This window comes from Brucella sp. NBRC 14130 (genome assembly GCF_040371715.1).
Lineage (GTDB): Bacteria > Pseudomonadota > Alphaproteobacteria > Rhizobiales > Rhizobiaceae > Brucella > Brucella intermedia.
Map to the genome: position 1 here is coordinate 108,594 of NZ_BAABTE010000007.1, position 26,694 is coordinate 135,287.

The window sequence follows — 26,694 nt, forward strand, 5'->3', positions numbered from 1 at the left end:
AATGGCTTCGGCAAATCAGGCAGCAGCAATTCTGGAAGAGCGCACCGGACACCGTTTTCTCAACGTAAAGCGGCTGGATCGTGCGCTCACCCACTCAAGTGTGCAAGCGCCCTCGCGGGCAAATTATGAACGTCTCGAATTTCTCGGCGATCGCGTTCTGGGACTAACCGTCGCGGAAATGCTGTTCGACGAGTTTCCTGAAGCACCCGAAGGCGAATTGTCGGTTCGTCTCAATGCGCTGGTGAACGCGGAAACCTGTGCGGCGATTGCCGACGAGATCGGGCTTGCCGATCTCATCCATACGGGTTCCGATATAAAATCATTGAATGACAAACGCCTTTTGAACGTGCGCGCCGATGTCGTGGAGGCGCTGATCGCCACGATCTATCTGGATGGCGGACTCGACGCCGTGCGTCCCTTCGTCAAGCGCTTCTGGAAGAAACGGTCTTTGCAAACCGGTGCCGCCCGCCGTGACGCCAAGACGGAATTGCAGGAATGGGCGCATCAGCAGGGCAATGTCCACCCTGCCTATTCGATCGTCAGCCGCACCGGCCCGGACCATGATCCGCTGTTCATGGTGGAGGTGACGGTCAAGGGCTTTGCCGCGGAAACGGGCGAGGGCCGTTCAAAACGGATAGCCGAGCAGCACGCGGCGGAAGCGATGCTTTATCGTGAAGGCGTCTGGAAGCGTGACAATCCGGCTTGATGCAAGAATTGGCAAATTTTAAATCGTGATCGGTTATAATGGTCTGATACGGATAATGCCGCTTTCACGAGCAGTTTTGTCGTATCTGGGACGTCGTGCGCTGGAGGACGGCGGCGTTCCGCAAGGAAATATCGTCTGGAAGGATAAACAATGAATAATCGGACGACGCCGGCTGACGGCGAAAACGAAGCAGGACAAACCCGTTCCGGCTTCGTGGCGTTGATAGGGGCGCCGAATGCGGGGAAATCCACACTGGTCAATCAGCTTGTGGGAACAAAGGTTTCTATTGTCACGCATAAGGTGCAGACGACACGCGCGCTCGTGCGCGGCATATTCATCGAAGGTCCGGCGCAGATCGTTCTGGTGGACACGCCGGGGATTTTCCGTCCCAAGCGCAGGCTCGACCGCGCCATGGTCACCACGGCCTGGGGCGGCGCCAAGGATGCCGACATCATTCTGGTCCTTCTCGATTCGCAAGGCGGCTTGAATGAAAATGCCGAAGCGCTGCTCTCGAGTATGAAGGATGTGCGCCAGAAGAAGGTTCTGGTGCTCAACAAGGTAGATCGCGTCGATCCGCCGGTTCTGCTGGATCTCGCCCGCAAGGCCAACGAGCTTGTCGCATTCGACCAGACTTTCATGGTCTCGGCCTTGAACGGGTCCGGCTGCAAGGATTTGGCGAAATATCTGGCCGACAATGTTCCGAATGGTCCATGGTACTATCCGGAAGACCAGATCTCCGACATGCCGATGCGCCAGCTCGCAGCCGAGATCACCCGCGAAAAGCTTTACTTGCGCCTGCACGAGGAACTTCCCTATGCGTCGACCGTGGAAACGGAGCGCTGGGAAGAACGCAAGGACGGTTCCGTTCGCATCGAACAGGTCATCTATGTCGAGCGCGAAAGCCAGAAGAAGATCGTGCTCGGTCACAAGGGCGAGACGATCAAGGCAATCGGACAATCCGCACGCAAGGAAATCTCCGAAATACTGGAACAGACGGTTCATCTCTTCCTTTTCGTGAAAGTGCGTGAGAACTGGGGTAACGACCCGGAACGCTATCGCGAGATGGGGCTTGATTTCCCAACCTAGATTATAACACTGGCGACCATGGAATGGCGCGATGAAGGCATAATTCTCGGGACACGACGCCATGGCGAGACAAGCGCCATCGTGGAAGTGATGACCCGTGAGCATGGCCGCCATATGGGTATGGTGCGCGGCGGGCGTTCCCGCCGCATGCAGCCTCTGCTGCAGCCGGGCAATCATGTGGATGTGACATGGTGGGCGCGGCTGGATGAGCATATGGGCAGCTTTACCATCGAACCGCTGGAGTTTGCTGCCGCCCGCCTCATCGAAACGCCAGTGGCGCTTTACGGCATCCAGCTTGCGGCTTCACACCTGCGCCTTTTGCCCGAGCGCGACCCGCATCGCGGTCTTTATGAGACGCTTCGGCTCATTATCGAACATTTCGACGACCCGCTTGCGTCTGGCGAACTGGTATTGCGCTTTGAAGTTATGATGCTGGAAGAGCTGGGCTTCGGCCTCGATCTGAAGGAATGCGCCGCGACGGGCGTCAAGGAAGACCTGATCTATGTCTCGCCAAAATCGGGGCGCGCGGTCTGCCGCGAAGCGGGTGCGCCCTGGGCCGACAAGCTCCTGCTGTTGCCGGGCTTCGTCAATAATACTGCCGTTCGCGCAGCATCCTATGACGACATCGACCATGCCTTCACGATGACAGGCTATTTTCTAATGCGGCACGTCTGGGAACCACGGGCGATAACGCCACCCGATGCGCGGGGCGGGTTCCTGAACGCCCTCGGTCGGGCGATCAATGCCTAGAGCATTTCCAGCAAAAGTGTGAAACGGTTTTGCGTTGGATAATGCGATAAAACAAATAGTGAGAGCGGTTCCGGCGATTCTGTTAGAACAGGAACCGCTCTAGTCGTCTGATTCCGACATTTGCATCCCTCGAATATGAGCGCTGAGCAAATACCGGAATCAAAAAGACCACTAGTAACTTTATGAATCTGGTGGATTTACAGGCAGGCTGAAAACCTCGCCTTCAAAGGCATCTGCTCCGCGCCCGATCGCGCGTATGGCTGCAACCATCCGCCCCTGACGCCCCAAAATTTCGTCTGCGAGCGCCACCAGCCGGATATTTGGCGTCGCGGAAGGAGAGAGGCTGCGAATAATCGCGGCAAGCTCGTTTTCACCCAGTTTCGGGTTCAAAGCGGAAGCTGCGATGTAAGCCGCGGCCGTGGAACGGGAAATGCCGGCATAACAGTGGATGAGCAACGGCGCATCCATATGCCAGACCTTCGCGAAGTCCAGAAGCCGCAGCACGTGGGTTTCATCGGGCGCAACCAGTCCCTCGCGCGGTTCAACAATATCGTTGAATGTCAGCGTGAGACGGTTGGCATCATGGCCATCAGGCAAGGCTGCCGGGGTCTCGCTTCCCAGCGTCACGACATGGCTTGGCCGGTGCAATGCGAGTTGCGCCGCCAGTTGCGACAAGGGCGTCACGACGATCAGACTCATCGGTTCTGTCGTGCTTCTTCCAGTGCCGCAAACCGTGCGAGGAAATCCGTCTGCACCTCCTGTGTGGGGCGGGGTGTTATGTCCAGCCCTGCCGGATCGAATCCGCGCGGACGGCCGAAATATTTGACGGCTTCCGCCTCGGTGAAACCTGCGAGCCGCGTGGCCTCAAAGAAGGCTGCGACCTGATCGGCGCGCTTGATGAGCGTCTTGAGTTGGGCGGGAACGGTTATGGGTAGAGAAAAACGCAGGTGAATGGCGTTTTCCAGCCGCGTTTCGATCATCTTGTAGTTGCCGCCCATCACCGCCTTGAAGGGTGAAATCATGTCGCCGATCACATATTCCGGCGCGTCGTGCAGAAGCGAGAGTAGCTGCCACTCGATGCTGGCGTCAGGCACCAGCCGGGTGAATATCTGGTCCACCAGCAGCGAATGCTGGGCAACGGAAAATGCGTGTTCACCGACAGTCTGCCCGTTCCACCGCGCCACGCGGGCGAGACCATGGGCTATATCCTCTATCTCGACATCGAGCGGCGACGGGTCTAGCAGGTCAAGGCGCCGCCCCGACAACATGCGTTGCCAGGCGCGCGTCTTGCCGGAAGATCGGTCGGCGCTTGCCATCAGGCGTTACCTGCTTCGGCTTCCGGAAACGCGAACCGCACATGCGGCGGCAAGGTGAGCGTTATGGGCGTCTCGCCCGCCAGAACGGTGCTGCCGGCATCCATTGCATCCTTGACGCGATCAATGCGCATGAGTGCGATGCCGACCATATCGGCCGAACTTCCCATCGTGCCTATCTCGCGCCCGTCCACAGTAATCGGCGTACCCATCGGCGGAAGGGGGGCCTCCGAACGCGCCACCAGAACGCGACGTCTGGCCGTGCCGCGATGCTGCATTCGGGAAACGACTTCCTGTCCGATGAAGCAGCCTTTCGGAAAGGAGACGCCGCCCGTCTGGTCGAAATTGACGTCATGCGGGAAGACGTCATTGTACGCGAAATCCGTTTCACCTTCCGCTATGCCATGTTCCGCCCGCAGCTTTGTCCACGCGCTCTGGTCGGTCGTGCCATCTGCGCGGCCATAAATCCGGCGGACATTCAGTTCAGCCGGAAAGCGGCTGTCGCGCTTGATTGAATCATCTTGTGAAGGCGGTGAATCACCTTGCCAGGAAACGCTGACAACTGATTCTGGCTGCTGGGTTATCTCGGCTTTCGCGCGCAGCCTGTAGAGGGTGATCCGCTTGATGAAATCGGCGGCAACGCTTGCCGGAAGATCGAAGCGCAAGCCGCCATCGATGCGTGAAACGAGAAAATCGAACAGGATTTTCCCTTGTGGAATGAGCAATGCTCCGGGTTTCAGGTCGTCCGGTCCGAGTTTGTCGAGATCGGTGGTGATCACCGCCTGCAGGAATTTTTCCGCTTCCTCGCCCGTGATATGAACCAACGCCCTGTTGGAAAGATTTACCGTTTCAGCTGCCGTCGTCATCGCTTCGTCCTTGCCTTTCGCGCCCTCGTTACGTAAGCCCCAATGGACAGGCTCGCAAGTCCCATCAATCTGGCAGGAGACAACCATGGCCGAAACTTTCGATACGATTTTGAAGGGTGCAACCATCGTCAACCACGACGGTATAGGCCAGCGAGACATCGGGATTCGGAATGGTCGCATTGCTGCCATAGGCTCCCTTTCCACCCATGCGGCGGGTGAGGTGATCGATTGCACCGGCCTGCATATCCTGCCCGGTGTGGTCGACAGTCAGGTGCATTTCCGCGAGCCGGGCCTTGAGCATAAGGAAGATCTCGAAACCGGTTCCCTTGCCGCCGTGCTGGGTGGCGTGACCTCTGTCTTCGAGATGCCGAACACCAAGCCCCTCACCACTTCCGCCGAGACGCTGGAAGACAAGGTGAGACGTGGCCGCCATCGCATGCACTGCGATTTTGCCTTCTGGGTTGGTGGCACGCGCGATAATGCGAAGGACGTTGCCGAACTGGAACGCCTGCCGGGCGCTGCCGGCATCAAGGTTTTCATGGGGTCGTCCACCGGCGATCTTCTGGTCGAGGACGACGACGGCGTTCGCTCCATCCTCAAGAACACGCGCCGCCGTGCGGCTTTTCACTCCGAAGACGAGTTTCGGTTGGAGGAGCGCAAGGGTCTGCGCGTAGAGGGCGATCCGTCGAGCCATCCGGTCTGGCGTGATGAAATTGCAGCGCTTCAGTGCACGGAACGCCTTGTGCGCATCGCACGCGACACCGGCGCACGCATCCATGTGCTGCATATCTCGACTGCCGAGGAAATCGACTTCCTGAAAGATCACAAGGATGTCGCGACGTGCGAAGCAACGCCGCATCATCTCACCTTGTCGGCCGATGACTACAAGACGCTCGGCAATCTCATTCAGATGAACCCGCCCGTTCGCGACAAGCGCCACCGCGATGGCGTGTGGAAAGGGATTGATCAGGGTATTGTCGATGTGCTCGGTTCAGACCACGCTCCGCATACGCTGGAAGAAAAGCAGAAGCCCTATCCGGCTTCCCCGTCCGGCATGACGGGCGTGCAGACGCTGGTGCCGATCATGCTCGATCACATCAATGCGGGCAGGCTGACACTGGAGCGCTTCGTCGATCTTTCCAGCCATGGCCCGAACCGTATTTTCGGCATGGCCCGCAAGGGGCGCATCGCGATCGGCTACGATGCAGACCTGACCATCGTGGACATGAAGCGCCGCGAAACGATCACGCATGAACAGGCCGGTTCGAAAGCTGGCTGGACGCCCTATCACGGCAAGACCGTCACCGGATGGCCGGTAGGCACTTTCGTGCGCGGGATCAAGGTGATGTGGGAAGCGGAAATCGTGAACGCCAGCAAGGGCGAGCCGGTGGAGTTCCTCGAAGCGCTGCCGCATCGCTGAAGGTCGTCTCGTGTTCGTTGTCAACCTGACTTACATCAAGCCTCTCGAAGAGATCGAGAGGCATCTCGAGGCGCATCGGGATTTTCTGAACCGGCAGTATGCGGAGGGTATTTTTCTGGCTTCCGGACCGAAAAATCCACGCGACGGCGGCGTGATCCTCGCAAGCGGCAAGATCAGCAGAAACGAGCTGGATACGATACTGAACCTGGATCCTTTCAGGCAGTACGGGCTGGCGACTTATGATGTTACCGAGTTCACCCCAGTGAAATATGCGCCGGCTCTGGCCGATACTCTGTAGATAAGGGCTGCGGGCCCCGCGCGTTGGCGTGATCTGTCCGCTCTTTGTCCGTAAGGTGGCTTTCGGTCCGGGTTGCAAGGCGTATTTTCTCCCTATAGTCTTTTCATAGGGAGAACGATAATGTCCGCTCACGATACAGCCCTGCTGGTTATCGACGCTCAGGAGTCATTCCGCCATCGGCCTTATTACCGGGACGAAGAGGTGGGTGCCTATATTGAACGCCAGCAGGCGCTGATAGACGGCGCAAAGCGTGCCGGCATTCCGGTGGTCCAGATTTTTCATGTTGAGAATGAAGGCCCGTTCTCGGAAGCCTCGGGTCTGGTAAAGCCGATTTCGCCGCTATCCATTGAACCCGATGCGGTTTTCCGCAAGCGCCGCCACAGCGCGCTGGTCGGAAGCGGGCTCGACGTCTGGCTGGTTGCCAATGGCATCCGCCGCGTGCTGGTTTCCGGCATTCGTACCGAACAGTGCTGCGAGACAACCACGCGGCAGGCATCGGATTTTGGATATCAGGTCGATTTCGTCAGCGAAGCGACGTTGACCTTTCCCATGACTGACGCAAGCGGCCATGAGTGGAGCGCTGCGGACATCAAGGCTCGCACCGAGCTTGTTCTGATCAATCGCTTTGCCCGTATCGTAACCGTGGAACAGGCGCTTGCCGCGCCCGGAGAACGGAAGGCGGCATGAGTGACCACGCGGACATTGCCCGGCTGATTCCGGTTTATGTCGTCATCCCGCCACGCGTGCTTCTGCTCGACGTGGCGGGACCGCTTGAGGTTCTGCGCAAGGCAAATCTTGAACAGAACAAGGTGCGGTTCGACGTTCACTATGTCGGGCCCGCACCGACTGCGATCAGTTCCATCGGCCTGCCGGTCGCGGGCGTGGAACCGTTGCCGCAGGCGCTGCCGGATGGCGCGCTGGTCATTGTTTCGGGTGCAGCCGATGTTCCGCTCGGAAATGCGGAGACTGACCGGTCTACCGATGCCGCGCTGGAAAAGGACATCGTTGTGTGGCTTCGGCAGGCGGTTCGTCCCGGCGTGCGGCTGGTGACGATCTGTTCCGGCGCGCTGCTCGCAGCGCGTGCGGGACTTCTCGACGGCTACTCATGCACCACCCACCATCTGACGATCGGCGAGCTTGAGAGGCTGGCGCCCGCTGCGCGGGTGCAGGAAAACAGGCTCTTCGTGGAAGATGGCGAGCGGCTGACGAGCGCCGGCATCACTGCCGGGATCGATCTGATGCTGCACATCGTTGCAGGGCTTGCCGATCACGCCACGGCGCTGGCGGTCGCGCGTTATCTGGTCGTCTATCTGCGCCGCAGCGGCAGTGATCCGCAGTTATCGCCCTGGCTTGAGGGGCGAAATCACATGAACCCCGTCGTGCACAGGGCACAGGATGCCATCGCCCATGATCCGGTAGCGGATTGGTCTGTGGAACGGCTGGCCCATATCGGCGGGGCAAGCCCGCGCAACTTCTCGCGCCTGTTCAATGAATATGCCGGAATGACGGTGACGGATTACGTCAACAGGCTCAAGATCAGCCTCGCACGCGAGATGCTTCTGAATTCCGAACTCGATATCGAGAATGTGGCGACAAGGGCTGGCTTTGCTTCCGCACGGCAATTTCGCCGGGTCTGGCAGCGCATCTACAACGAGCCGCCGAGCCGGGTTCGCCTTGCGGTCTGATTATTCGCCAGCGGTAAAAAAGCGCCAGCTCCCGTCCGGTCCGATGCCGATACTGTAGAAGATGTAGCCACCCGCCTTCTTCATGTCCTCGAAATCGCCTGCGGTGACGATTTCGAACAGTTCGACGATTTGCGGCGGCGTCAGCCTGTCGAGCGGCATGGCGTAGAAATAGGGCCAGACATAGACCTCGTCGTCCTTGCCTGCATTCAGGTGCACATAGCCCGTATCCAGCAGATCGACAATGATCGCCAGCACCTCGCGGCCTGCCTCGTCGCCCGAAAGCGATTTGAGGAAATCGATAACATCTTCCTCGTGGTCTTCCAGCGACAGTTGTGTAGCCTTGTCCTCGATACCGAGAAGCGGACGCAATTGCTCTATGTCGCCGGAACGGGCGGCTTGCAACATGCGCTCCCGCATCAGCCTGACAGGCTCCGGCAGCTTGTCGAAGTCGCGGCGGATTTCCGGCATGGGCTTCGCGGATGCTGCCGGGGCAGGTGCGTTGTCCGGTGAAATTCTCGGCACGGCGCGGGGAAGCGCGCCGGGTAGGGGAATGGGGGAAGGGTTGTCGTCTTCATCCGCCGCAACGCGGGCGCCGGGGCGTTGCAGGAAATCCGACTGATCCGCCAGCGCGACGTCGAATGCGTTTGCCGCCGCCGCGGGCAAGGCAATGCCGCAGGCAAGGAATATCCCTGCCAGTAGATTTCGGGGCGAGGCGGAGTTCCTGATCGAGAATGACATTTGGCGCTGGAATGGGGGACGCCGGAGGGAACCGCTGCGCCGGTCTGGTCCCGCGACCGGCGTTATATGGATTGTTTACTGAAGAACGCGCTGCGGCAGGAAGGTTCCCGCCACGATCTGTTCACGCATTTTCTCGATCAACTCCAGTGCACAGTCGTCACCGGCTTCGCGGATCAATTCGGTAAGCGCGGTCGTAAAGGCCGCTTCAGCGAGGATTTCCGGTTCGATACCTTCAGAGATACCGTCTGCCCAGGCCTCGTTATGATATTCGATTGCGACGAGCTTTTTCTCGCGCGCAATCATTTCGTCCAGATCGGCCGGTGCATGTTCCATAGACTTCATCCTGGCTTTCGCCTTTCTGTTGCGCTGTCGGTGTCTCACCGTTTTGCGGGAGCTCAACCACCCTGGCAACGTGACTGCCTTCTTAAGACAGTGTTAACAGATTATCACAGATTTGAATGAACTAATCCTGTCAATCCGCACAAGAGTGAATGATTGGTTAATTTCCATAGCGTGAGATGATCTCGTTCGACAAGTCCCCGCCTTCCTTCATGTAGCGATCTATCGCCGCAAGCGCCGAGGGTGTGCAGCGGGTATAATTGTCGCTGAACACGCGATAGCCGTGGTTGAAGCTTGAAACGAGCCGCACCCGTTCGGCTTCGGAAGGCTTTTCCGCCGTCACTATCGCATCCATCCGATCGCGCCATTCACTGCCGGCTTCGCCGCACAGATTGCGCAGGTAATGAAGCGAACCGAGAATTTCGGCGAGCCGCAACATCTTCCCTTCATAGGGCGCATCCTGAGCGAAGGCCGGAAATGCCGCCCCGACCCACAAAGCAATCGAGAAGCAGGCAGCCGGTCGAAAAAACGGAATGCTCTTCAATCGAAACCTCTCACCTGAAATGAGCTATTGCCACAAATAGGGGCCGCTTCAAGGCAGATCGCTAAACAGGATTAATATCCGGACATTTGTCTTCTGTCTCCGCCACCGACCGGGCGACATCGAGTGTGCTGTCCGTTACCTTCGCGAGGGCCATTTCTTCTATCGTCAGCCAGTGGATGGAAGCGGCGTCGTCCCCGGCAATCTCCCGGCCCGACACGTGCAGGGCGCGGAAGACCGACAGGTAATAGCTCCTGGCATAGGCCTTGCCCTCAAGCGCCAGATCCACGGTTATGACATGCGACAGGGCCTTTGCATCGAGCGCGGTTTCTTCCTTCAGTTCACGAATTGCCGCTTGTTCCGGCGTTTCGCCTGCTTCGATACTGCCACCCGGAAAGGCGAGCCAGCCTTTCCACGGTTCTTTCCCGCGCTCGACCAGCAGGAAGCGCCCTTCGCGCCGGCAGATCAGCGACACACCATGAACCTTGGCGGGAATCGGAAATACGGGAACTGTTTTCATCATGCCCTAGCTATGATCGTGCAGACACTGGTTGGCAATGGCAAAGCACCCCTTGACCGCTTACCAAAAAGCTTGAACATGCCCACTATGTGTGGACGTTTTTCATTGACTGCAAGCCGGGATGAGCTGGAAGCCTTCGCGGCCGCATTGATCGCAGAGGATTTTCCTCCACGATATAATATCGCACCAACGCAGCCTATATTGACCATTCTGTGCGGGGAAACGCCGCCGCCGGGCAGCAACAGGCCGGATCGCGTCGGGTTGCTGGTGCGCTGGGGATTTGTTCCGTCGTGGGTCAAGGACCCGAACGACTGGCCGCTCATGTTCAATATCCGCTCCGAGACCGCTGCGGAGAAGAATTCGTTTCGCGCAGCCCTGAACCACCGGCGCGTTTTGATCCCGGCATCGGGTTTCTACGAATGGCGTCGCGAGGGAAAGAACAAGGCGCAAGCCTATTGGGTGCGCCCGCGCGGGGGCGGTATGGTGGCTTTTGGGGGCCTGGTCGAGACGTGGAGCAGTGCGGACGGATCGCAGATCGATACCGGAGGCATATTGACCACGAGCGCAAACGGCCTGCTGCGACCGATCCATGAGAGGATGCCCGTTGTCGTGCAGCCCGAGGATTTTGCCCGCTGGCTGGACTGCAAGCGGTTCCTGCCTCGTGAAGTGGCGGATATAATGCGCCCGGCTCAGGATGATTTTTTTGAAGCCATTCCCGTGTCGGACAGGGTCAACAAGGTGGCCAACACGACGCCCGATTTGCAGGATCGCGTAGAGGAACAGCTATCTTCGGAGCGTACAGTGCCGAAGCGAAAGAGCAAGCCCGATTCCGATAATGGCAATGACGGGCAGCTTTCGATGTTCTGACAGCATTCGCCAGTCTTTCCGGATTGGCGCTGTTTGTTACGCATCCACCAACTCCGGGCGCCTCACTTGTGGGCGCTCCGGGCGCTGAACCGGATCAGCTTTCTCAACCTGTCTTCTTGACGGCGAGAATGGAACGCCGACGATTGTCGTTGCGACCGTCGCTGCTGCGCCGCGTTGCGTTCAGCAATGCTGCAACAAGCACGGCAGGCCCGATCTCGCGGTATTTATCAACCAGTCGGTCTTGGCGGGGTTGCAGTTCACTCTTAGACATTTGTCCTTCCTTTCGATAATGCCTGATCACCATTTTGTGAGGGATTGAGACCGAATGAAGGCTGTTTGGAGCCGGTTTTGGGGTTTTCCGGTTAACGCCGGAAAGGACAGTCGCGGGTTGCAAAAATACAACATTTCCGGCGATGTGATTGGGATCTGCGAGGACCTGGCTCCAAACCTGCTTCCCGCAGACGCTAAACTATCAGCCATCTCGTGAAAGTTCTTGACGGCGGCACCTCCACTGAGGATAAGTGCTGGCATGAAAACGCCGACCACGATCATTTGTATTTGTGCGATTATTATTGGCTAGCAGCTTGCTGGTCCGGCCGTTTTCGTCTCCCTTCATAAAAATTGGATGATAACGCCCCGGCCAGTCGGCTGCAGTCAGTCGCGCACTGATTTCACAGGTCTTTTTGGGGAATATTTACAATGGCTTATGCGCCGCAACTGCGTCTGTACAACACGCTGACCCGCACGAAGGAGGATTTTTCCCCCATCGATGCCGACAATGTGCGCATGTATGTCTGCGGCCCCACGGTTTACGATTTCGCGCATATAGGCAACGCCCGTCCCGTGATCGTTTTCGACGTGCTGTTTCGTCTGCTGCGCCATGTCTATGGCGCGGATCATGTCACCTATGCCCGCAACATCACGGACGTCGATGACAAGATCAACGCCCGCGCGGCCCGCGATTACCCTGACCTGCCTTTCAATGAAGCAATTCGCCGGGTGACGGAAAGCACCAATGCGCAGTTTCAGGCCGATGTGACGGCGCTGGGCAATCTGGCGCCGAGTGTGCAGCCGCGGGCCACCGAGCATATGGACGAAATGCGGGCCATGATCGACCGTCTGGTGAAGCTTGGCGTGGCCTATGTGGCCGAGGATCACGTCCTCTTCTCGCCATCCGCCATGAACGAGCGGAAGGGGCCGCGCTATGGCGCGCTTGCCCGCCGCTCGCTGGATGAGATGCTGGCCGGTGCTCGCGTCGACGTGGCATCCTACAAGCGGGACGAAATGGATTTCGTTTTGTGGAAACCGTCGAAGGAAGGGGAGCCAGGCTGGCCGTCTCCTGCTGGGATCGCGGTATTGGGCCGCCCGGGCTGGCATATCGAGTGCTCGGCCATGTCGATGGCCAAACTGCTTGAGCCGTTCGGCGGGGGCCTCAAATGCGATGATCCGCTGAAGAACCAGTTCGACATTCACGGCGGCGGTATCGATCTCGTCTTCCCGCACCATGAGAACGAAATTGCGCAATCATGCTGCGCATTCGGCACGGAGCGTATGGCGAGCATCTGGATGCATAACGGCTTCTTGCAGGTCGAAGGGCAGAAGATGTCGAAATCGCTCGGCAATTTCATCACCATTCGCGATGTGCTGAATGATGGCTTGCCGCAACTGGGTGTCTGGGACGATGTTGATGTGCGTGACCGCTGGGTCGGCCTGGCGGCGCGCCTGTCGATGCTGCAGACGCATTATCGCGAGCCGATCAACTGGACGGCGCAGCGGCTGGCGGAATCCGCCGAGGAGCTGCATCGCTGGTACGGCCTGCTGCGCGACAGGAATTTCACGGTGCCGGAAAAGCTGACGGCGGTCGGCGAAGTGGTCGAGGCTCTGTCTGACGACCTGAACAGCTGGACGGCTATCACGGCCTTGCGCAAGGCTTTCAAGGCGCGGGATGTCGCCGGGTTGGGCGAGGGCATGGCGCTGCTGGGCCTTTTCGATCCGCATTTCGTGACGGCGGATGACGTTCCGGTCTTTGCAAAGGCAGAGGTGGATAGCGAAGCCGTCGAAGCACGTATCGCGGAGCGTTTGCGCTTCATAAATGAGAAGAACTGGGCCGAAGCTGACCGCATTCGCGATGAACTGCTCGGCGAAGGTATCCAGCTCAAGGATGGCAAGGACCCGGCAACGGGCGAACGCATAACCAGCTGGGATGTGGTAGGCTAATGCCTGGAGCGGTTCCCGCCATTCCGTCTTAACCGGAACCGCTCTGGCAGGCTTGTGGAACAGGGAGAATAATATGACGCTTGATAATAAACCGGTCTATACTGGCGGATGCCAGTGCGGTGCGGTTCGCTTTAGGGTCGACGGAGCGATGGGCTCCCCATCGATCTGTCACTGTCGCATGTGCCAGAAAGCGTTTGGCAATTTTTATGCGCCGCTGGTCTCCGTCAGCAAGGCGAAGCTCGAATGGACCCGCAACGAGCCGAAGCGCTTCCGTTCGTCCAATCACGTGCAGCGGGGTTTCTGCCCTGAATGCGGCACGCCGCTTACCTATGAAGCGCCCGACGGAATCGCGCTTGCCATCGGCGCTTTCGATGCCCCGGAGGAAATCGAGCCGACCATTCAATGGGGGATCGAGAAGCAACTGCCCTATGTGCCGAAGCTTGCGAGTCTTCCCGGCTATGTAACGGAACGCGATCCGGAGAGCATCGAGTTTGTGAGAACGATGGTTTCCTACCAGCATCCCGATCACGACACTGAAAGCTGGCCGCAACAGCAAGGTTGACCGGACCGCAGCATACCCACCGACAGGCAGGCACAATGGCACGCGAACGCATCTACATCTATGACACCACCCTGCGGGATGGGCAGCAAACACCCGGCGTTGATTTTTCCGTGGAGGACAAGAAGTCGATTGTCGTGCTGCTGGAAGAGCTGGGCGTCGACTATGTGGAAGGCGGCTATCCGGGTGCCAACCCGACCGATACGGCGTTTTTCAAGCGCCGCCAGACTGCTCGCGCCAAATTCGCCGCTTTTGGCATGACGAAGCGTGCAGGCGTTTCGGCGTCCAACGATCCCGGCCTGTCCAGCCTGCTACAGGCTTCCGCCGATGCCGTCTGCTTTGTTGCCAAGAGCTGGGACTATCATGTCCGGCTCGCGCTTGGCTGCACCAATGAGGAAAATCTCGATTCAATCACTGCCTCGGTCACTGCTGCGCGCATGGCGGGGCGGGAGGCGCTGGTCGATTGCGAGCATTTCTTCGATGGATACAAGGCCAATCCCGAATATGCGCTTGCCTGCGCAAAGGCCGCCTATTCGGCAGGCGCGCGCTGGGTCGTTCTTTGCGATACGAATGGCGGCACGCAGCCATCGGAGGTGGCCGAAATCATCGCTGCCGTGACGGCTGTGGTTCCCGGCGAGAGCCTTGGCATCCACGCTCATAACGATACGGAACAGGCGGTTGCCGTTTCGCTTGCTGCCATCGATGCGGGCGTGCGCCACGTGCAGGGGACGCTCAACGGCATCGGCGAGCGCTGCGGCAATGCCAATCTTGTTTCGCTGATCCCGACCCTTGCGCTGAAGTCCTATTGGGCGAAACGTTTTGAACTCGGTATCAAGCCCGCTGCACTGAAGAGCATCACGCGCATTTCGCGTGCCTTCGATGACATCCTGAATCGTCCCCCAACGGAGCAGGCGCCCTATACCGGCACTTCCGCTTTCGCGACCAAGGCCGGAATTCATGCCTCCGCGCTGCTCAAGGAGCCGCAGACTTATGAGCATGTGCCGCCGGAATCGGTTGGCAACAGCCGCCGCGTCATGGTGTCGGATCAGGGTGGAAAATCCAATTTCATCGCCGAACTCGAGCGCCGGGGCATTCGCGTCGCGAAGGACGATGTGCGCCTTGATACGCTGATCGCGCTGGTCAAGGAGCGCGAGGCGGAAGGCTATGCCTATGAAGGTGCTGATGCGAGTTTCGAGCTTCTGGCTCGCAACATGCTGACGCCGCAGCCGGAATTCTTCAAGGTCGACTCCTTCCGTTGCCTCGTCGAGCGGCGCTTCGATGCCAACGGCATGTTGAAGACCGTTTCGGAAGCGGTGGTCAAGGTGGAGGTCGATGGCGAGGTTCGCATGTCGGTGGCCGAAGGACACGGCCCCGTCAACGCGCTCGATATTGCATTGCGCAAGGATTTGGGGCGCTTTCAGGCCGAGATCGAGGATCTCGAGCTGGTGGACTTCAAGGTGCGCATCCTCAATGGCGGCACGGCGGCTATCACCCGCGTTCTGATAGAGTCCGGGGATGCCACAGGCGCGCGCTGGCGTACAGTGGGCGTGTCCGACAACATCATCGATGCGTCCTTCCAGGCGCTGATGGATTCGGTCAATTACAAGCTGATGAAGAACCGCTCGATGGCGGGGCTGGCCGCTGCCGAGTGAAGTCATCCGTTCACAACAATTGATGCTTCGATCAGTTTAATTGAATGGATTTTATAAATTGTTGGGCGCATAGCAGGTGAAGTTCGATGCTTCGCCTGCCTCATCCGGCGCGCGAACAATTGTGATTTCGCCGAGGAGAGAGGCATGTCCGACCAGACCATCACCGATATGCGCCTTTCTGACGGCGCGCGCGGATTCCTGATGGCGCTGGGAGCATACGGGCTCTGGGGCGCGCTGCCGTTCTATCTCAAGGCGCTCGGTCATATTCCGGCGATGGAAGTGGTTTCGCATCGCGTGATCTGGTCGGTTCCGGTCGCGCTTCTTCTTCTTCTGGCCCTTGGACAGTTCAGGGATATACTCAACGCCGTGCGCCAGCCGCGCATGCTGGCAATGGCTGCCCTGACAGCCGGGCTCATCACCATCAACTGGTCGATCTATGTCTGGGCCGTTGCCCATGATCAGGTGATGGGCGCCGCGCTTGGCTATTACATCAATCCGCTGTTCAACGTGGTTCTCGGTGGTCTTTTCCTCGGGGAAAGACTGACCAGGGTTCAATATGTCGCCGTCGGGTTTGCTTTCGCAGCGGTGCTGCTTCTGACCGTCAACGCTGGCGGTTTGCCCTGGGTATCGCTGGTGCTGCCGCTGACTTTCGGTCTCTATGGCTTCTTCCGCAAGTCACTGCCGATGCCGCCATTGCAGGGCTTCACGCTTGAAGTACTCATTCTGTGCATCCCGGCGCTGGGCTATGTGCTGTGGCTGGCGGCGACCGGTCAGGATCATTTCTTCACCGGCCCTGCATTCAACGTCTCAATGCTGCTTCTGGCGGGGCCTTTCACGGCCATCCCGCTGATCCTCTATGCTGGCGGCGCGAAGCTGCTGCGCTATACGACCCTGGGCCTCATGCAGTACATGACGCCGACGATGTTGTTTTTCTTTGCGATTTTCATCTTCAACGAACCGTTCTCGGCAGCACAGCTTGGTGCGTTCGCGCTGATCTGGGCAGGGCTTGCGCTCTATACCTGGTCGATGCTGGTCGAACATCGCCGGGGCCGGGCGAAGGCCTGATCTTCACAATTCGCTGAATGTGGTTCTCTTCCGGTGGATATCGCAACAGCGAGCCTTATTTTAGCCGCTCTCTCTCCCGCTTATCCGTCAATAATCCAGCGGTAGAGAAATATAAGAATGGTCTTCGGGTCAGCCCAACCAAGCGCCCCGGCAAGCGAAACGCAGTCTGCTGAAACGGCGGAGCGAGAACTTGCGGCCTTCGGCGTTGCCCTGAAGGGCGAACCGCTTTCCTCCAAAAGCCTCAAGCCATTCCGGCAGGTCCGTTTTTCCCTGCACACTCATCTGCGGTTTTGTCTGGCGCTGATGGCCGCTACCGCCATTGCCGGTGGGGGATTGCTGTTTGCGACAGGGCTTCTGGTACGTCACGGCCATGCCGCACAACCCGTCATGGTCAATCCGGCAACCCTGGTTCACACTCACGCCGCACCGAAAGAGGCGCGGCTGACGCCCGCAATGGGCGGTGATCCGGCGAGCAACGTATCGCGGCGTATCGATATCGCGGAAGGTGTCGAGGACGGTGACGCTCGCCTTTACACCTACCAGCATGTGGTTCTTGACCTGAAAGGCCAGAGCCGGGCCCAGATCGACGACACGCTTCGCGGTGCTGTTTCCACACAGAAATCTCTTCCAAAACGGCCCGAGGAAGAACTGGAGCGCGGCGTCCCAATCAATGTCAGCCTCGCCAAACCGGCTTCCGCTACCGGTGCAAAGGTTCACGAGATCATCGTCGCGCCGCAGTCACGTGAGCGGTTGGGCGCGTTGCTGCAAGCGGCCGGTATCGCAGTTGAAGACAGCAAGCGTCTGGAAGAAGCGCTGGCGCGGACGGAACTCGTGCCCGGCGACAATCTTGAACTGCTGGTCGATAAGTCCAGACAGCACACCAATGGAGAACAGCACATCGCTCTCGCCCGTTTCGAGCACGGTGATATCGGCAAGGCAATCTATGGACGGGCCGACGATGGCGTTTTTCGCGCCACGGGCGATGAACGTCTGTTTGCACGCCTCTCACGTGACGCCATGCTTACGGCCTATAGCCCGCAAGGTGCGCCGGACAGCAGCGGCTCCATTGCCTCGCGTCTGGGGCAAGCAGGAGCGCCGAAGGCGATCGTCGACGAAGTTGGGAAGCTGGCCGCGCAGAACGGCGTTTCGCTGGATGGCGCCGGAAAGCCGGATTTGATCGACCTGCTGTTCCGCAGGAGCGCCGAGACGGAACCGGAACTGGTTTTTGTCGAGTTCACGACCGGCGATAATAGTCGCCGCCTTTACCGTCATGAAAGCGAAAATGGCACCGGCTATTTCAATGAAGACGGTTCTTCCATGGCGAAATATCTCATGCCCAAGCCCCTGCCGAATGGCCGTCTCAACGATGGTTTCGGCTGGCGCGTTCATCCCGTTCTGCATGTGCGCAAGCACCACAATGGCGTCGACTACGACGCGCCAATCGGCTCGCCCATCGTGGCGGCGGGTGACGGTGTCGTGGAGCTGATTTCCTATCAAAAGGGATATGGAAAATATGTCCGCATACGCCATCAGGGCGGCTACAGCACGACCTATGCGCATCTTTCATCGGCACGAAAGGGCTTGAAGCCCGGCGAACATGTCAAGCAGGGGGATGTGATCGCCTATGTGGGATCGACGGGCTACTCGACCGGCCCGCATCTTTATTACGAACTCAAGGTCGGCGATCAGTATGTCAATCCGCTGACAGCGCGCCTCAATGCTGGCGAAAAACTGACGGGCTCGTCCCTGAACAGTTTCCGAGAGGAAATCGACCATGTTGGGCAGATCGTCAACGAAATGAAGCTGCCCGTCATTCCGAATGCGCCCGAATCCACGAAGCCAGCTCCAGGGAAGGGCAGCCGTCACCGCTGATTATCTTGGCGGGCGATAGGCATTTGCCAGGGCGACAAATTCTTCCACACTCAGCGTTTCAGCGCGGCGTGTCCCGTCGATGCCGGTCTTGGCCAGAAGCTCGGCACCGCCAACCGGTTTCAGGCTCTGGCGCAACATCTTGCGGCGCTGCCCGAAAGCGGCTTGCGTGATCTGACCAAGCGCATTTGCATCGCAGGGCAGCGGGTCTTCACGCGGGATGATATGGACGACCGACGACATGACTTTCGGCGGCGGCGTAAATGCCTGAGGCGGCACATCGAAGCTGATCTTTGAAACGGTTCTCCACCCGGCAAGCACGCCCAGGCGCCCGTAATGATCGGTGTCGGGCGTCGCGACGATACGTTCGGCGACCTCGCGCTGGAACATCAACGTCATGGACGAATAGAAGGGCGGCCAAGGCTCGACCAGAAGCCAGTTGAGCAGCAACTGCGTGCCGACATTGTAAGGCAGGTTGGCAACGATGCGCGGCTTCGGCCCGTCTGGAAACAAGGCCGAAAAATCCTGCTCAAGCGCGTCGCCGGAGATGATGCGCAGGCGACCCGGATAATGCGCCTCGATTTCCGCAAGCGCATCCAGGCATCGTTCGTCGCGTTCGATTGCGGTGACATAAGCGCCTTGTGCGAGGAGCGCGCGGGTCAGGCCACCGGGCCCCGGACCCACTTCGATCACGGGCTGCTCCTGCAAACTGCCGGCCTGTCGGGCAATCTTCGATGTCAGGTTGAGGTCGAAAAGGAAGTTCTGGCCGAGCGACTTCTTCGGCATCAGATCATGCCGCTCGATCACTTCGCGCAGTGGAGGAAGGTTGTCTATGCTCATGCGTTTCCGTTCGCTGCGTTTTCCGCCAGTCGCCGCGCCAGGCGAATCGCGGCCACGAGACTGTCTGGACGGGCAATGCCCTTGCCCGCAATATCGAAAGCCGTGCCGTGATCGGGCGATGTGCGAATGAAGGGCAGTCCGAGCGTCACATTCACCGTTTCGTCAAAAGCCAGCGCTTTGGCAGGAATAAGGGCCTGATCGTGATACATGCAGACCGCCGCGTCATAGGTTGCGCGGGCGGATGCATGAAACATCGTATCGGCGGGCAGGGGACCGCGAGCGTCAATCCCTGCGCGGCGCAGCACTTCGATTGCAGGCAGGATGATGGCGTCATCCTCCTGGCCCATTGCCCCGCCTTCACCCGCATGCGGGTTGAGGCCGGATATGGCTAGACGCGGTGCAGGAATGCCGAAGCGTTGCTTCAGTTCGGCGGCGGTGATCCGCGAAACTTCGATGATATCGGCAGTGCTCAGACGGACCGGCACTTCGGCTAGCGGGATATGGATAGTGACCGGAACGGCGCGGAGCTGCGGACCGGCCAGCATCATGACCGGCGTTACCGGTTTGCCCGTATGCTGGCTCGCGAGTTCCGCCAGAAATTCCGTATGGCCGGGATGCCGAAACCCGGCTTCATAAAGCGGCTTCTTCGAAATCGGGCAGGTGATGACCGCCGAAGCCTCACCTTTCAGCGTCAGTTCGACCGCTCGTTCTATAGCTTCGATGATGCCCGCAGCGTTTTCCGGCAAGGGCTTGCCGACGCTGTCCGTCAGTGTGTTATTGAGCGGAAGCACCGGCAAAGCATGCGCAAAGACGTCGTTTGCGGCAGAAATGGTTGGGATGACTTCGATCTGGACTTCAAGCCCCAGATGCCGCGCACGCGCGGCAAGCTGCTGTGGGTCCGCCAGCAGGGCGAAAGGCGGCAGTGAAAGCTCGTCCCGCCGCAGCCAGGCCGCAAGCGCAACATCGGGGCCGATACCGGACGGGTCGCCAATGCTGATGGCAAGAGGAGCAAGCGGTGCTGCGGACATCACTTCAATATTCCACTGAATACGGATGAGGGCGTCCAGAGCGCATCCCCAAAGCGGTAGCCCATTTTCGGGAAAAGATGCGCCCAAAACAAACAGTCAAAGCGGCAGTCAATCAGATCGAAAGATGCGCTGACTGTCAGCGATTGATGATTTTCGCCTTCTCGCGCAGTTCGCCCAGATATTTTTCGCTGAGCTGTTCGGCCTTCTTTTCCTGTCCGGCAGGGGAATCCGCCCCCTCCATGGAGAAAACCAGCTGCGCAACGCGATCGTCAGATACCTGTCGGGTCGAGCAGACAGCCAGGAATTCGACGCCCTTTTCGGTTTCCTGCGGCGGGGTGGTGCCGCCGACCGAAGTGGACTTGATCGCTTTCGACCATTCGTTCGGCAATTGCTGCTCGATGATGCGGCCGAGATCGCGAACGGTCACGTCAAGAATGCCCTTGGCCTGCTGGCGGGTAGCGTCGCAATTCTGGAAGCGCGAACGGAGCGCGTTGGCCTCCTGCTTGCGCTTGGCAAGCAAGGCAGGGGAGCGCTTCGAGGCAGGCACCACGAAAATGACCTGCTGCAGGCGATATTCGGTTGCGACAGGCTTCTTGCCGCCGTCCTTCAACATGCGCTGGACGGCTTCCTGCTCGCTGACCATGCCGGTTGCGCGGAAGCGTGCGCTGACGAGACGGCCCCAGCCCATCTGCACCATGATGTATTTCTTGAAATGATCCGGCGTCACGCCCGACTGATTCATCAACTGGTTCAGTTGCGCCAGGCTCATCTTGTTGCGGGTGGCAAATCCTGCATAGGCCTCGTCAACCTGCCGGTCGGAAATGTCGATGCCGCGCGACTTCATTTCGATGCGCTTAAGCATCTCGTCGGTCAGCTCTTGCTTGGCGACCTGAGCGAGATTGCCGCCCTTGCGCTGCAACTTCAAGAAGGCCACGCGGTGCTGGATATCGCTGTTGGTGATGGCATTGCCGGAAACGATGACCTTGACCTCAGAACCTGCGCCAGCCGCAAATGCGGGAGCTGCAACCGTCCCAAGCGTCGTCAGGCAGACTGCGGCGCTCAGCATGGAGGCGAAGAGAGGTCTTGCAATCATCATCTTTCTTTCCCGATTCCTTCCGGTCGACGAACGACAATCCTTACCGGACATATCCCATCATGGTCATTGCCGCTATCCAGCCGAGCAAAAATCATATCAGCGGCTGATCATAAGCTGCCTGTATAGATGAGCTAGTGCGGCGAAACAATGACCCAAAAGCTATTTTGCGAAGCTTGCATCCTCTGAATACTGCAAAAAGGACGCCGGATTAAGCTGTGAAGTGTAAAATTTCTTTGTCGAATGAAATGGAAAGACCGGAAGCATTTCCAACGCTTCCGGTCCCTCAAGTTTAGAATGTCTGGTTACCGCTGCCTATATCACCCAATGTGCGCAGCGAAATATTGAACCCGACGCCATGGGACGCCTTGTCATCGCCCGGGTTACGGGTCTGGACGTAATTCATCGAGTAAGTGAAGCACTCGTCATCATAGGCAAGGCCAGACGATGCGCGCACCAGCGTTTCGGAAACCAGATCATAGGTGCCCGAACCGAAAACGCGCCAGTTCGTGTTGATGCGCGCTGTGGCCGCACCCGTGACTTCCTGACGGAGATCGTTATATCCGTAAGCAGGCTGAGGCGCGATATAGGCATATTGCGCGGAGATCGTCAGCTTTTGCCAGCTCTGCTGGGCTTCAAGTTCGCCGCGACGAACCGAGAAGCTGTCCTTGTCGAAGCGTCCGCGGGCAGCGAGGGCGAGACCCGTCGAGTTGGACGTGCCGATCATGGCAACATAGTCGGAGCGTGCATCCTGCAAGCCGGAATCTGCGCCGACATTCAGGAAGTCGCTTGTGCCAAACGAATTGACGCCACCCAGCTGGAACGACTGGCCGCCGAGGGCGTAAAGAGCCCAGTCGCTATTGTTGAAATTGCCCGAATAGCGCAGACCGAGATTGGCGCGCGTGCCACCTTCAACACGGTCATAACCGGAGAACTTGTCGCGCGAGAACAGGTTGGTCGCGTCGAAGACGAAGCTCTGGGCGTCTTCATTCGGCAACTCACCCGCATAGCGTTCGTTGTTGCGAACATAAAGCTGCGCGATCGGCTCGATAATGTGGGTCGAGCTGGTGGACGAGAACAGGATCGGCCAGCGCAGTTCAAGCCCGGCTGTCGCCATGGCGCGAAGCGCTTCCGAACGCACGACCGCATCCGTATAGCCGGCATCCGTCAGGTTGAAGTTCGTGTTCGCGCCAATCGCATCACCGCGCAGTGCCAGCAGGGGCGTGATGACCAGACCGGCAGGCGTGATGAAAGTGCGCTTCCATTCCGCTTCAGTGGTCAGGCGCGCATTGGTACCGTCAAAGCCGGGAACGCGGGGATACGGATTGGGTCGCTGAACCCAACGGCCATCTTCCAGAACGTTAATAAACCTTCCGGCGTAATTCGCATTCTGCCGATAGAGAACCTGCAGATTGGTATTGAAGTTCAACTCGCCGCCATAGACCGGTTCCGGCAATGTGTAGGAGTAATCGAGGCTCGGGAATACCCACGGCTGCTTCGAGTGCATCTCATTAGGATTGTTCGACAGCAGCGATTCCTGCACATTGAAGCGATAGAAGTTCAGGTCGAAATAATTGCGATTGCTGATCCCCTGCAGATAAATCTTGGAGACCTGCGTGCCTGCATTATAACCGTCAATGCTGTAGGTACGGCTGAAGTTGCGGTCGGTCTGCGCCATCACATCCCAACCGAAGCGCCAGCGCGAATTCAGCTCGAAATCACCCTTCGAGGCGACCATGCCACGATTGTCTTCTTCGCGGTCAACGGTGTTGACATCAAACTCACCCGGCTTGTTCTGATGAATGCCCGCGATGCGAAGATTGTAGGTGCCGTTTTCCAGGCGGTGACGCCATTCGGCTTCCGTCAGGAAGCCCTGCTTGGTGTAGCCAGTCGTGGAAAGCGTCAGGTCGTAATTCGGGGCGAGCGCCCAGAAATATGAATTCTTGATGCCGACGCCCAGATCGTCCTTGTAGGAGAAGCCCGGAAACAGGAAGCCGCTCTTGCGCTTCACCGTTGGGTCGGCCATTTCGAATGCCGGGAAATAGGCAAGTGGCATGCCGAAGAATTCAAAGCGGCCATGTTCGAAGCGGACCGTCTTGGTCGTGCTGTTCCAGATGATCTTGCGCGCCTTGATCTGCCAGAGAACAGGCTTGTCAGGATTTTTCGCGCAGGGTTCGCAGGCCGTATAGACGCCGTTGTTGAACGTCGTGATTTCGCCATTGCTGCGTTCGGCACTTTCGGCGGCGAAACGGGTGTTATCCGTCGTCTCGACGCGCAGGCCGTTCACGAAGCCGTCGCGGAAACTGTCGGTGACGTCCATATGGTCGGAGTAGATCTTGTTGCCGTCGCGTTCGACGATCTCGACATTGCCCGTCGCGGTCATGCGCCGCGTCTGCTGGTTGTAGGTCACCTTGTCGGCGACAAGATGATTGCCGTCATATTCGATGCGCACCTTGCCCTGAGCCGTGACGGTATTAACGTCACGATCATAGACGAGTTCGTCGGCCTGCAGGAGCATGCGCGCATTCGGATCGCTCTGGTAATTGGCGCCGAGAGCGTCCTGTGCCAATGCGGGTGAGGGCAGGGCTGCGACAGAAATGAAAGGTAAAGCAAGGACGCACGCCAAGGCCGTCCCGCGCGTCAGGCGTGAGAGCGAATGGGGCAATACCATGCGGGCGTTACTCGAACCCACTAACCATCCTCCTTATGCAACAAAAAGGAGACACCAAAAAATGTCGCGATAATAACCGGTACCCAGGCAGCCACGAATGGCGGAACGAATCCCGCATTCCCGAATGCCTTCACCAGCACCGAAACGACATAAAGCATGAAGCCTGCGATAACGCCACCCAGAATCATAGCTCCTGACTGACCAAATCGCACAAATTTCAACGACACTGTTGCAGCAATGAGAGTCATCGCCATCAGCAATGCCGGCAAAGCCAGAAGTGACTGGTATTGCATGTCAAATGCGTTTGCGGAGTAGCCGAAGGAACGCGCGACCTCGATCTTGTGGCGCAACTGCGTGAACGGGATCGTGTCGGGCGTCGCGAGCTTCTCTTCCACATATTCGGGACGCAGCTGCGTCTCGATCTGGAAACTCGCCATTTTCTGTGGCTCTTCACCGCGCGCGAATCGCGTCACGTCGGTAAGCTCCCAGTGACCGTCCCTGAGCTGCGCCCTGCGCGCGTCGAAACGTTCCCTGATGTTCTTTTTCTCATCGAACTGGATGAAAGTCGCGTCGGCCAGCGTCGCGCCCTGATCCAGAATGCTTTTCGCGCCGATGATGGTCTCGCCTTCATCGGTCTTCTGGCGCAGCCATGGATCGCGCAGCGCGGAAACGTCGGTAACCTTGCCGGTCTTCCATGTCGATGCGATTTCATCGGCCTTGGCGAAGCCATAGGCGGCGAACGGATTGAGAATGAAGATCGTGGCGATGCCGAACAGGAACGCGCCGAAACAGGCGGGCAGGAGGAACTGCCAGGCCGATACGCCGACGGAGCGTGCGACGACCAGCTCATATTTTCTGTTGAGCGAAATGAGCGTCGCCATTGCCGAGAACAGGGCGACGAAGGGGATCATCTGCTGCATGATGAAGGGCACGCGCATGGCGGAAAGGCCGAGCGCCGCCCACACGGAATAGTCCGGCAGGTTTGAAAGCTTGCTCGCATTCTCGGTGAAATCGAGAAGCAGTGACAAGGCGAAAATGCCGAGCAGAAAATAGAAGGTGATCTGCACATAGCGGATGAAGAAATAGCGCCCAAGCGTCCAGCCGATCATGCCTTTCCTCCGGCATTATTGCGCGAACGTCCGGTGAGGCGGGCATAGAGCGCCGAGCCCCGGCGTCTCAAACTGTCGAAACCGTCGAGAATGCGGTCGTTCCATTTGTCCGGCAGGCCGATCCGCCGCCCGGTGGCGAGCGCGAAGCCCGTCACAAGAATAACGGCAGCCGGGACCAGATACATGAGGACGATGTATCCTGCATCCTTGTCGGCGCGGTCGGAGGCGAAATAGCCTGCCCAATAGACGAGAAGAGCGGTGCTGATCGCCGAGAAGGACGCCGACACGCGGGCTTCGCGATGCGAACGGGAATCGCCTGCGAACGCCAGCGCAATCATCGCAAACACAACCGGATAGAGCCATTGCGTCAGCCGCCGGTGCAATTCGGCCTTGTAGCGCAGCGGGCGCGTCTGGAGGATCGGGTCGTTCGGGTCCGGGTTCAGCAGATAGGAAAGCGGACGGTCCTTGGCATAGATGACGAAATCATCGCCGGCAGAGGCAAACTGGCTGAGGTCGAACGCATAGGAATTGAACTTGATGATCGAAACCGTGCCATCCGACACGTCACGGCGCTGCACCTCGCCGTTCTGCATCAGCAGCATGTCGCCGGTCGGCGTCGAAGCAATCGCGCCATCGGCGGCATAATAGATGAGATCGAGCGCCGGATCGCGGGAATCGGCGATGAAAAGCCCGCCAATGCTGCCATCGGCGCGTCGTTCCGCCACCTGGATATAGAGATTGTCGGCAAGTTTGCGGAAATTGCCTTCCTGAACGATGACATTCATGAGGTCGGCGCTGGCATTGGCGATCATGGCGCGCATGTTCATGCGCGCATAGGGATCGACATAGTTGGCGACCAGAAACGACACGACGGAAATGACGGCGGCAAGAATCAGGATCGGGCGCATGACCGCGCTGCGCGGTGCGCCGGACGCATTGATGACGACCAGCTCCGAATCCTGGTTCATGGTGGACAGCGTCTGCGTGATCGCAATGATCAGCGCAAACGGCATCACGAGCGGAATAGCCGATGGAATCAACAGCGAACTGAACTGAACGATCGTCTGGAATGTCTGGCCGCTTGTGGTCAGGAAGTCGATGCGCTGGAGCACCTGCACGGTCCAGGTGATCCCGACCGCAGCGCCAAGCACTGCGAGGAACATGATCGCCACCCGGCGCAGGATGTACAACTCGATCAATCGCATAGGTGGAGTCTACATCCCGGTTCCGTTGAAGGAGCGCACATCCGAAAAAGGCTGCGGCACTCGTGACAATGACTAAACTTAATGACGCTTGGCTAAGATTGACCCAATAAACGCGGTTAACAGATTACTAAAACCATCACGAAGATGCCAGCTCTCGTGTTCCTGTTAACGGGTCCCGTTAATGAGCGATGAGTCGGCTCAAGGCAACCAGTTTTTGCATGGAGCGGGTAAGACAGGCTCGCAATTGTGTCTTGCAC

General features: G+C 58.5%; 27 protein-coding genes. 13 read left to right on the top strand and 14 right to left on the bottom strand.

Annotated elements, in window-relative coordinates; all coding sequences use genetic code 11:
* Position 1: 1 nt before the first annotated feature.
* From rnc to recO, 3 genes are all read left to right on the top strand, one after another.
* Entirely contained in the window at positions 2-706 is a 705-nt protein-coding gene (rnc, locus tag ABWW28_RS16340) for a ribonuclease III (protein WP_151658608.1), read from the top strand.
* Positions 707-856: 150 nt separating this feature from the next.
* The gene (gene era, locus ABWW28_RS16345) at positions 857-1,792 is read left to right on the top strand and encodes a GTPase Era (protein ID WP_006466390.1); all 936 of its coding nucleotides are present in this window, start codon (positions 857-859) and stop codon (positions 1,790-1,792) included.
* Between the two features lie 18 nt (positions 1,793-1,810).
* Entirely contained in the window at positions 1,811-2,542 is a 732-nt protein-coding gene (recO, locus tag ABWW28_RS16350; RefSeq protein ID WP_100648312.1) for a DNA repair protein RecO, read from the top strand.
* Positions 2,543-2,722: 180 nt separating this feature from the next.
* On the opposite strand, the gene ABWW28_RS16355 is transcribed toward recO, so the two are convergent.
* Genes ABWW28_RS16355 through ygfZ form a run of 3 tightly spaced genes read right to left on the bottom strand, consistent with a single transcriptional unit; the run spans position 2,723 to position 4,721 of the window.
* On the bottom strand, positions 2,723-3,241 hold the full coding sequence (locus ABWW28_RS16355; RefSeq protein WP_176026731.1) for a tyrosine phosphatase family protein: 519 nt from the start codon (positions 3,239-3,241) through the stop codon (positions 2,723-2,725).
* Positions 3,238-3,858, bottom strand: a complete 621-nt coding sequence (locus ABWW28_RS16360) for a YfbR-like 5'-deoxynucleotidase (protein WP_006472328.1) — start codon at positions 3,856-3,858, stop codon at positions 3,238-3,240. Before ABWW28_RS16360 ends, ABWW28_RS16355 begins: the two co-directional genes overlap by 4 nt.
* On the bottom strand, positions 3,858-4,721 hold the full coding sequence (gene ygfZ / locus ABWW28_RS16365) for a CAF17-like 4Fe-4S cluster assembly/insertion protein YgfZ (RefSeq protein ID WP_244637717.1): 864 nt from the start codon (positions 4,719-4,721) through the stop codon (positions 3,858-3,860). Before ygfZ ends, ABWW28_RS16360 begins: the two co-directional genes overlap by 1 nt.
* Before the next feature lie 85 nt (positions 4,722-4,806).
* On the opposite strand from ygfZ, the gene ABWW28_RS16370 reads away from it, so the two are divergent.
* The 4 genes from ABWW28_RS16370 to ABWW28_RS16385 all read left to right on the top strand — a co-directional run bounded on the left by ABWW28_RS16370 (position 4,807) and on the right by ABWW28_RS16385 (position 8,124).
* A complete protein-coding gene (locus tag ABWW28_RS16370; protein WP_006466396.1) occupies positions 4,807-6,141 on the top strand; it encodes a dihydroorotase in 1,335 nt (444 codons plus the stop codon).
* A gap of 10 nt (positions 6,142-6,151) precedes the next feature.
* Positions 6,152-6,439, top strand: a complete 288-nt coding sequence (locus ABWW28_RS16375) for a YciI family protein (protein WP_151656178.1) — start codon at positions 6,152-6,154, stop codon at positions 6,437-6,439.
* 120 nt (positions 6,440-6,559) lie between these two features.
* Positions 6,560-7,126: an isochorismatase family protein gene (locus ABWW28_RS16380; RefSeq protein WP_176026729.1), complete on the top strand. Its 567-nt coding sequence runs from the start codon at positions 6,560-6,562 to the stop codon at positions 7,124-7,126.
* Positions 7,123-8,124: a GlxA family transcriptional regulator gene (locus tag ABWW28_RS16385; protein ID WP_121994430.1), complete on the top strand. Its 1,002-nt coding sequence runs from the start codon at positions 7,123-7,125 to the stop codon at positions 8,122-8,124. The genes ABWW28_RS16380 and ABWW28_RS16385 overlap by 4 nt, the downstream gene beginning before the upstream one ends.
* Here the strand turns inward: ABWW28_RS16385 and ABWW28_RS16390 are convergent, their stop codons facing one another.
* From ABWW28_RS16390 to ABWW28_RS16405, 4 genes are all read right to left on the bottom strand, one after another.
* Positions 8,125-8,862, bottom strand: a complete 738-nt coding sequence (locus tag ABWW28_RS16390; RefSeq protein ID WP_176026728.1) for a hypothetical protein — start codon at positions 8,860-8,862, stop codon at positions 8,125-8,127.
* 75 nt (positions 8,863-8,937) lie between these two features.
* Positions 8,938-9,195: a hypothetical protein gene (locus tag ABWW28_RS16395; protein WP_022568172.1), complete on the bottom strand. Its 258-nt coding sequence runs from the start codon at positions 9,193-9,195 to the stop codon at positions 8,938-8,940.
* Positions 9,196-9,361: 166 nt separating this feature from the next.
* Positions 9,362-9,736 carry a TIGR02301 family protein gene (locus ABWW28_RS16400; RefSeq protein WP_374846156.1) on the bottom strand — a complete coding sequence of 125 codons (375 nt, stop codon included), beginning with the start codon at positions 9,734-9,736 and terminating at the stop codon, positions 9,362-9,364.
* Positions 9,737-9,806: 70 nt separating this feature from the next.
* Positions 9,807-10,262 carry an NUDIX hydrolase gene (locus tag ABWW28_RS16405; protein ID WP_176026739.1) on the bottom strand — a complete coding sequence of 152 codons (456 nt, stop codon included), beginning with the start codon at positions 10,260-10,262 and terminating at the stop codon, positions 9,807-9,809.
* Positions 10,263-10,349: 87 nt separating this feature from the next.
* On the opposite strand from ABWW28_RS16405, the gene ABWW28_RS16410 reads away from it, so the two are divergent.
* Complete coding sequence (locus ABWW28_RS16410; RefSeq protein ID WP_353391590.1) at positions 10,350-11,129, top strand: SOS response-associated peptidase; 780 nt, start codon at positions 10,350-10,352, stop codon at positions 11,127-11,129.
* A 103-nt stretch (positions 11,130-11,232) separates the two neighbouring features.
* Here the strand turns inward: ABWW28_RS16410 and ABWW28_RS16415 are convergent, their stop codons facing one another.
* Positions 11,233-11,400, bottom strand: coding sequence for a hypothetical protein (locus tag ABWW28_RS16415; protein ID WP_010661656.1), 168 nt, complete (start codon positions 11,398-11,400; stop codon positions 11,233-11,235).
* A 428-nt stretch (positions 11,401-11,828) separates the two neighbouring features.
* Between ABWW28_RS16415 and cysS the strand changes: the two genes are divergently transcribed.
* From cysS to ABWW28_RS16440, 5 genes are all read left to right on the top strand, one after another.
* Complete coding sequence (gene cysS / locus ABWW28_RS16420) at positions 11,829-13,346, top strand: cysteine--tRNA ligase (protein ID WP_176026727.1); 1,518 nt, start codon at positions 11,829-11,831, stop codon at positions 13,344-13,346.
* Between the two features lie 73 nt (positions 13,347-13,419).
* Positions 13,420-13,908 (top strand): GFA family protein, encoded by a 489-nt coding sequence (locus ABWW28_RS16425; RefSeq protein ID WP_006472338.1) that lies wholly within the window; start codon positions 13,420-13,422, stop codon positions 13,906-13,908.
* A gap of 35 nt (positions 13,909-13,943) precedes the next feature.
* Positions 13,944-15,557: a citramalate synthase gene (cimA, locus tag ABWW28_RS16430; protein WP_039852460.1), complete on the top strand. Its 1,614-nt coding sequence runs from the start codon at positions 13,944-13,946 to the stop codon at positions 15,555-15,557.
* 144 nt (positions 15,558-15,701) lie between these two features.
* Complete coding sequence (gene rarD / locus ABWW28_RS16435) at positions 15,702-16,622, top strand: EamA family transporter RarD (protein ID WP_006466408.1); 921 nt, start codon at positions 15,702-15,704, stop codon at positions 16,620-16,622.
* A 117-nt stretch (positions 16,623-16,739) separates the two neighbouring features.
* The gene (locus tag ABWW28_RS16440; protein WP_006466409.1) at positions 16,740-18,494 is read left to right on the top strand and encodes a M23 family metallopeptidase; all 1,755 of its coding nucleotides are present in this window, start codon (positions 16,740-16,742) and stop codon (positions 18,492-18,494) included.
* On the opposite strand, the gene rsmA is transcribed toward ABWW28_RS16440, so the two are convergent.
* The 6 genes from rsmA to lptF form a co-directional block, all read right to left on the bottom strand.
* Positions 18,495-19,331 carry a 16S rRNA (adenine(1518)-N(6)/adenine(1519)-N(6))-dimethyltransferase RsmA gene (gene rsmA / locus ABWW28_RS16445; protein WP_006466410.1) on the bottom strand — a complete coding sequence of 279 codons (837 nt, stop codon included), beginning with the start codon at positions 19,329-19,331 and terminating at the stop codon, positions 18,495-18,497.
* Entirely contained in the window at positions 19,328-20,359 is a 1,032-nt protein-coding gene (gene pdxA, locus ABWW28_RS16450; protein WP_039852462.1) for a 4-hydroxythreonine-4-phosphate dehydrogenase PdxA, read from the bottom strand. Before pdxA ends, rsmA begins: the two co-directional genes overlap by 4 nt.
* A gap of 136 nt (positions 20,360-20,495) precedes the next feature.
* Positions 20,496-21,455, bottom strand: coding sequence for a peptidylprolyl isomerase (locus ABWW28_RS16455; protein ID WP_039852464.1), 960 nt, complete (start codon positions 21,453-21,455; stop codon positions 20,496-20,498).
* A 289-nt stretch (positions 21,456-21,744) separates the two neighbouring features.
* Positions 21,745-24,123: an LPS-assembly protein LptD gene (locus tag ABWW28_RS16460; RefSeq protein WP_039852466.1), complete on the bottom strand. Its 2,379-nt coding sequence runs from the start codon at positions 24,121-24,123 to the stop codon at positions 21,745-21,747.
* A 20-nt stretch (positions 24,124-24,143) separates the two neighbouring features.
* Positions 24,144-25,232 carry an LPS export ABC transporter permease LptG gene (gene lptG, locus ABWW28_RS16465; RefSeq protein ID WP_006472346.1) on the bottom strand — a complete coding sequence of 363 codons (1,089 nt, stop codon included), beginning with the start codon at positions 25,230-25,232 and terminating at the stop codon, positions 24,144-24,146.
* A complete protein-coding gene (lptF, locus tag ABWW28_RS16470; RefSeq protein ID WP_006466415.1) occupies positions 25,229-26,437 on the bottom strand; it encodes an LPS export ABC transporter permease LptF in 1,209 nt (402 codons plus the stop codon). Before lptF ends, lptG begins: the two co-directional genes overlap by 4 nt.
* Between the last annotated feature and the right edge of the window lie 257 nt (positions 26,438-26,694).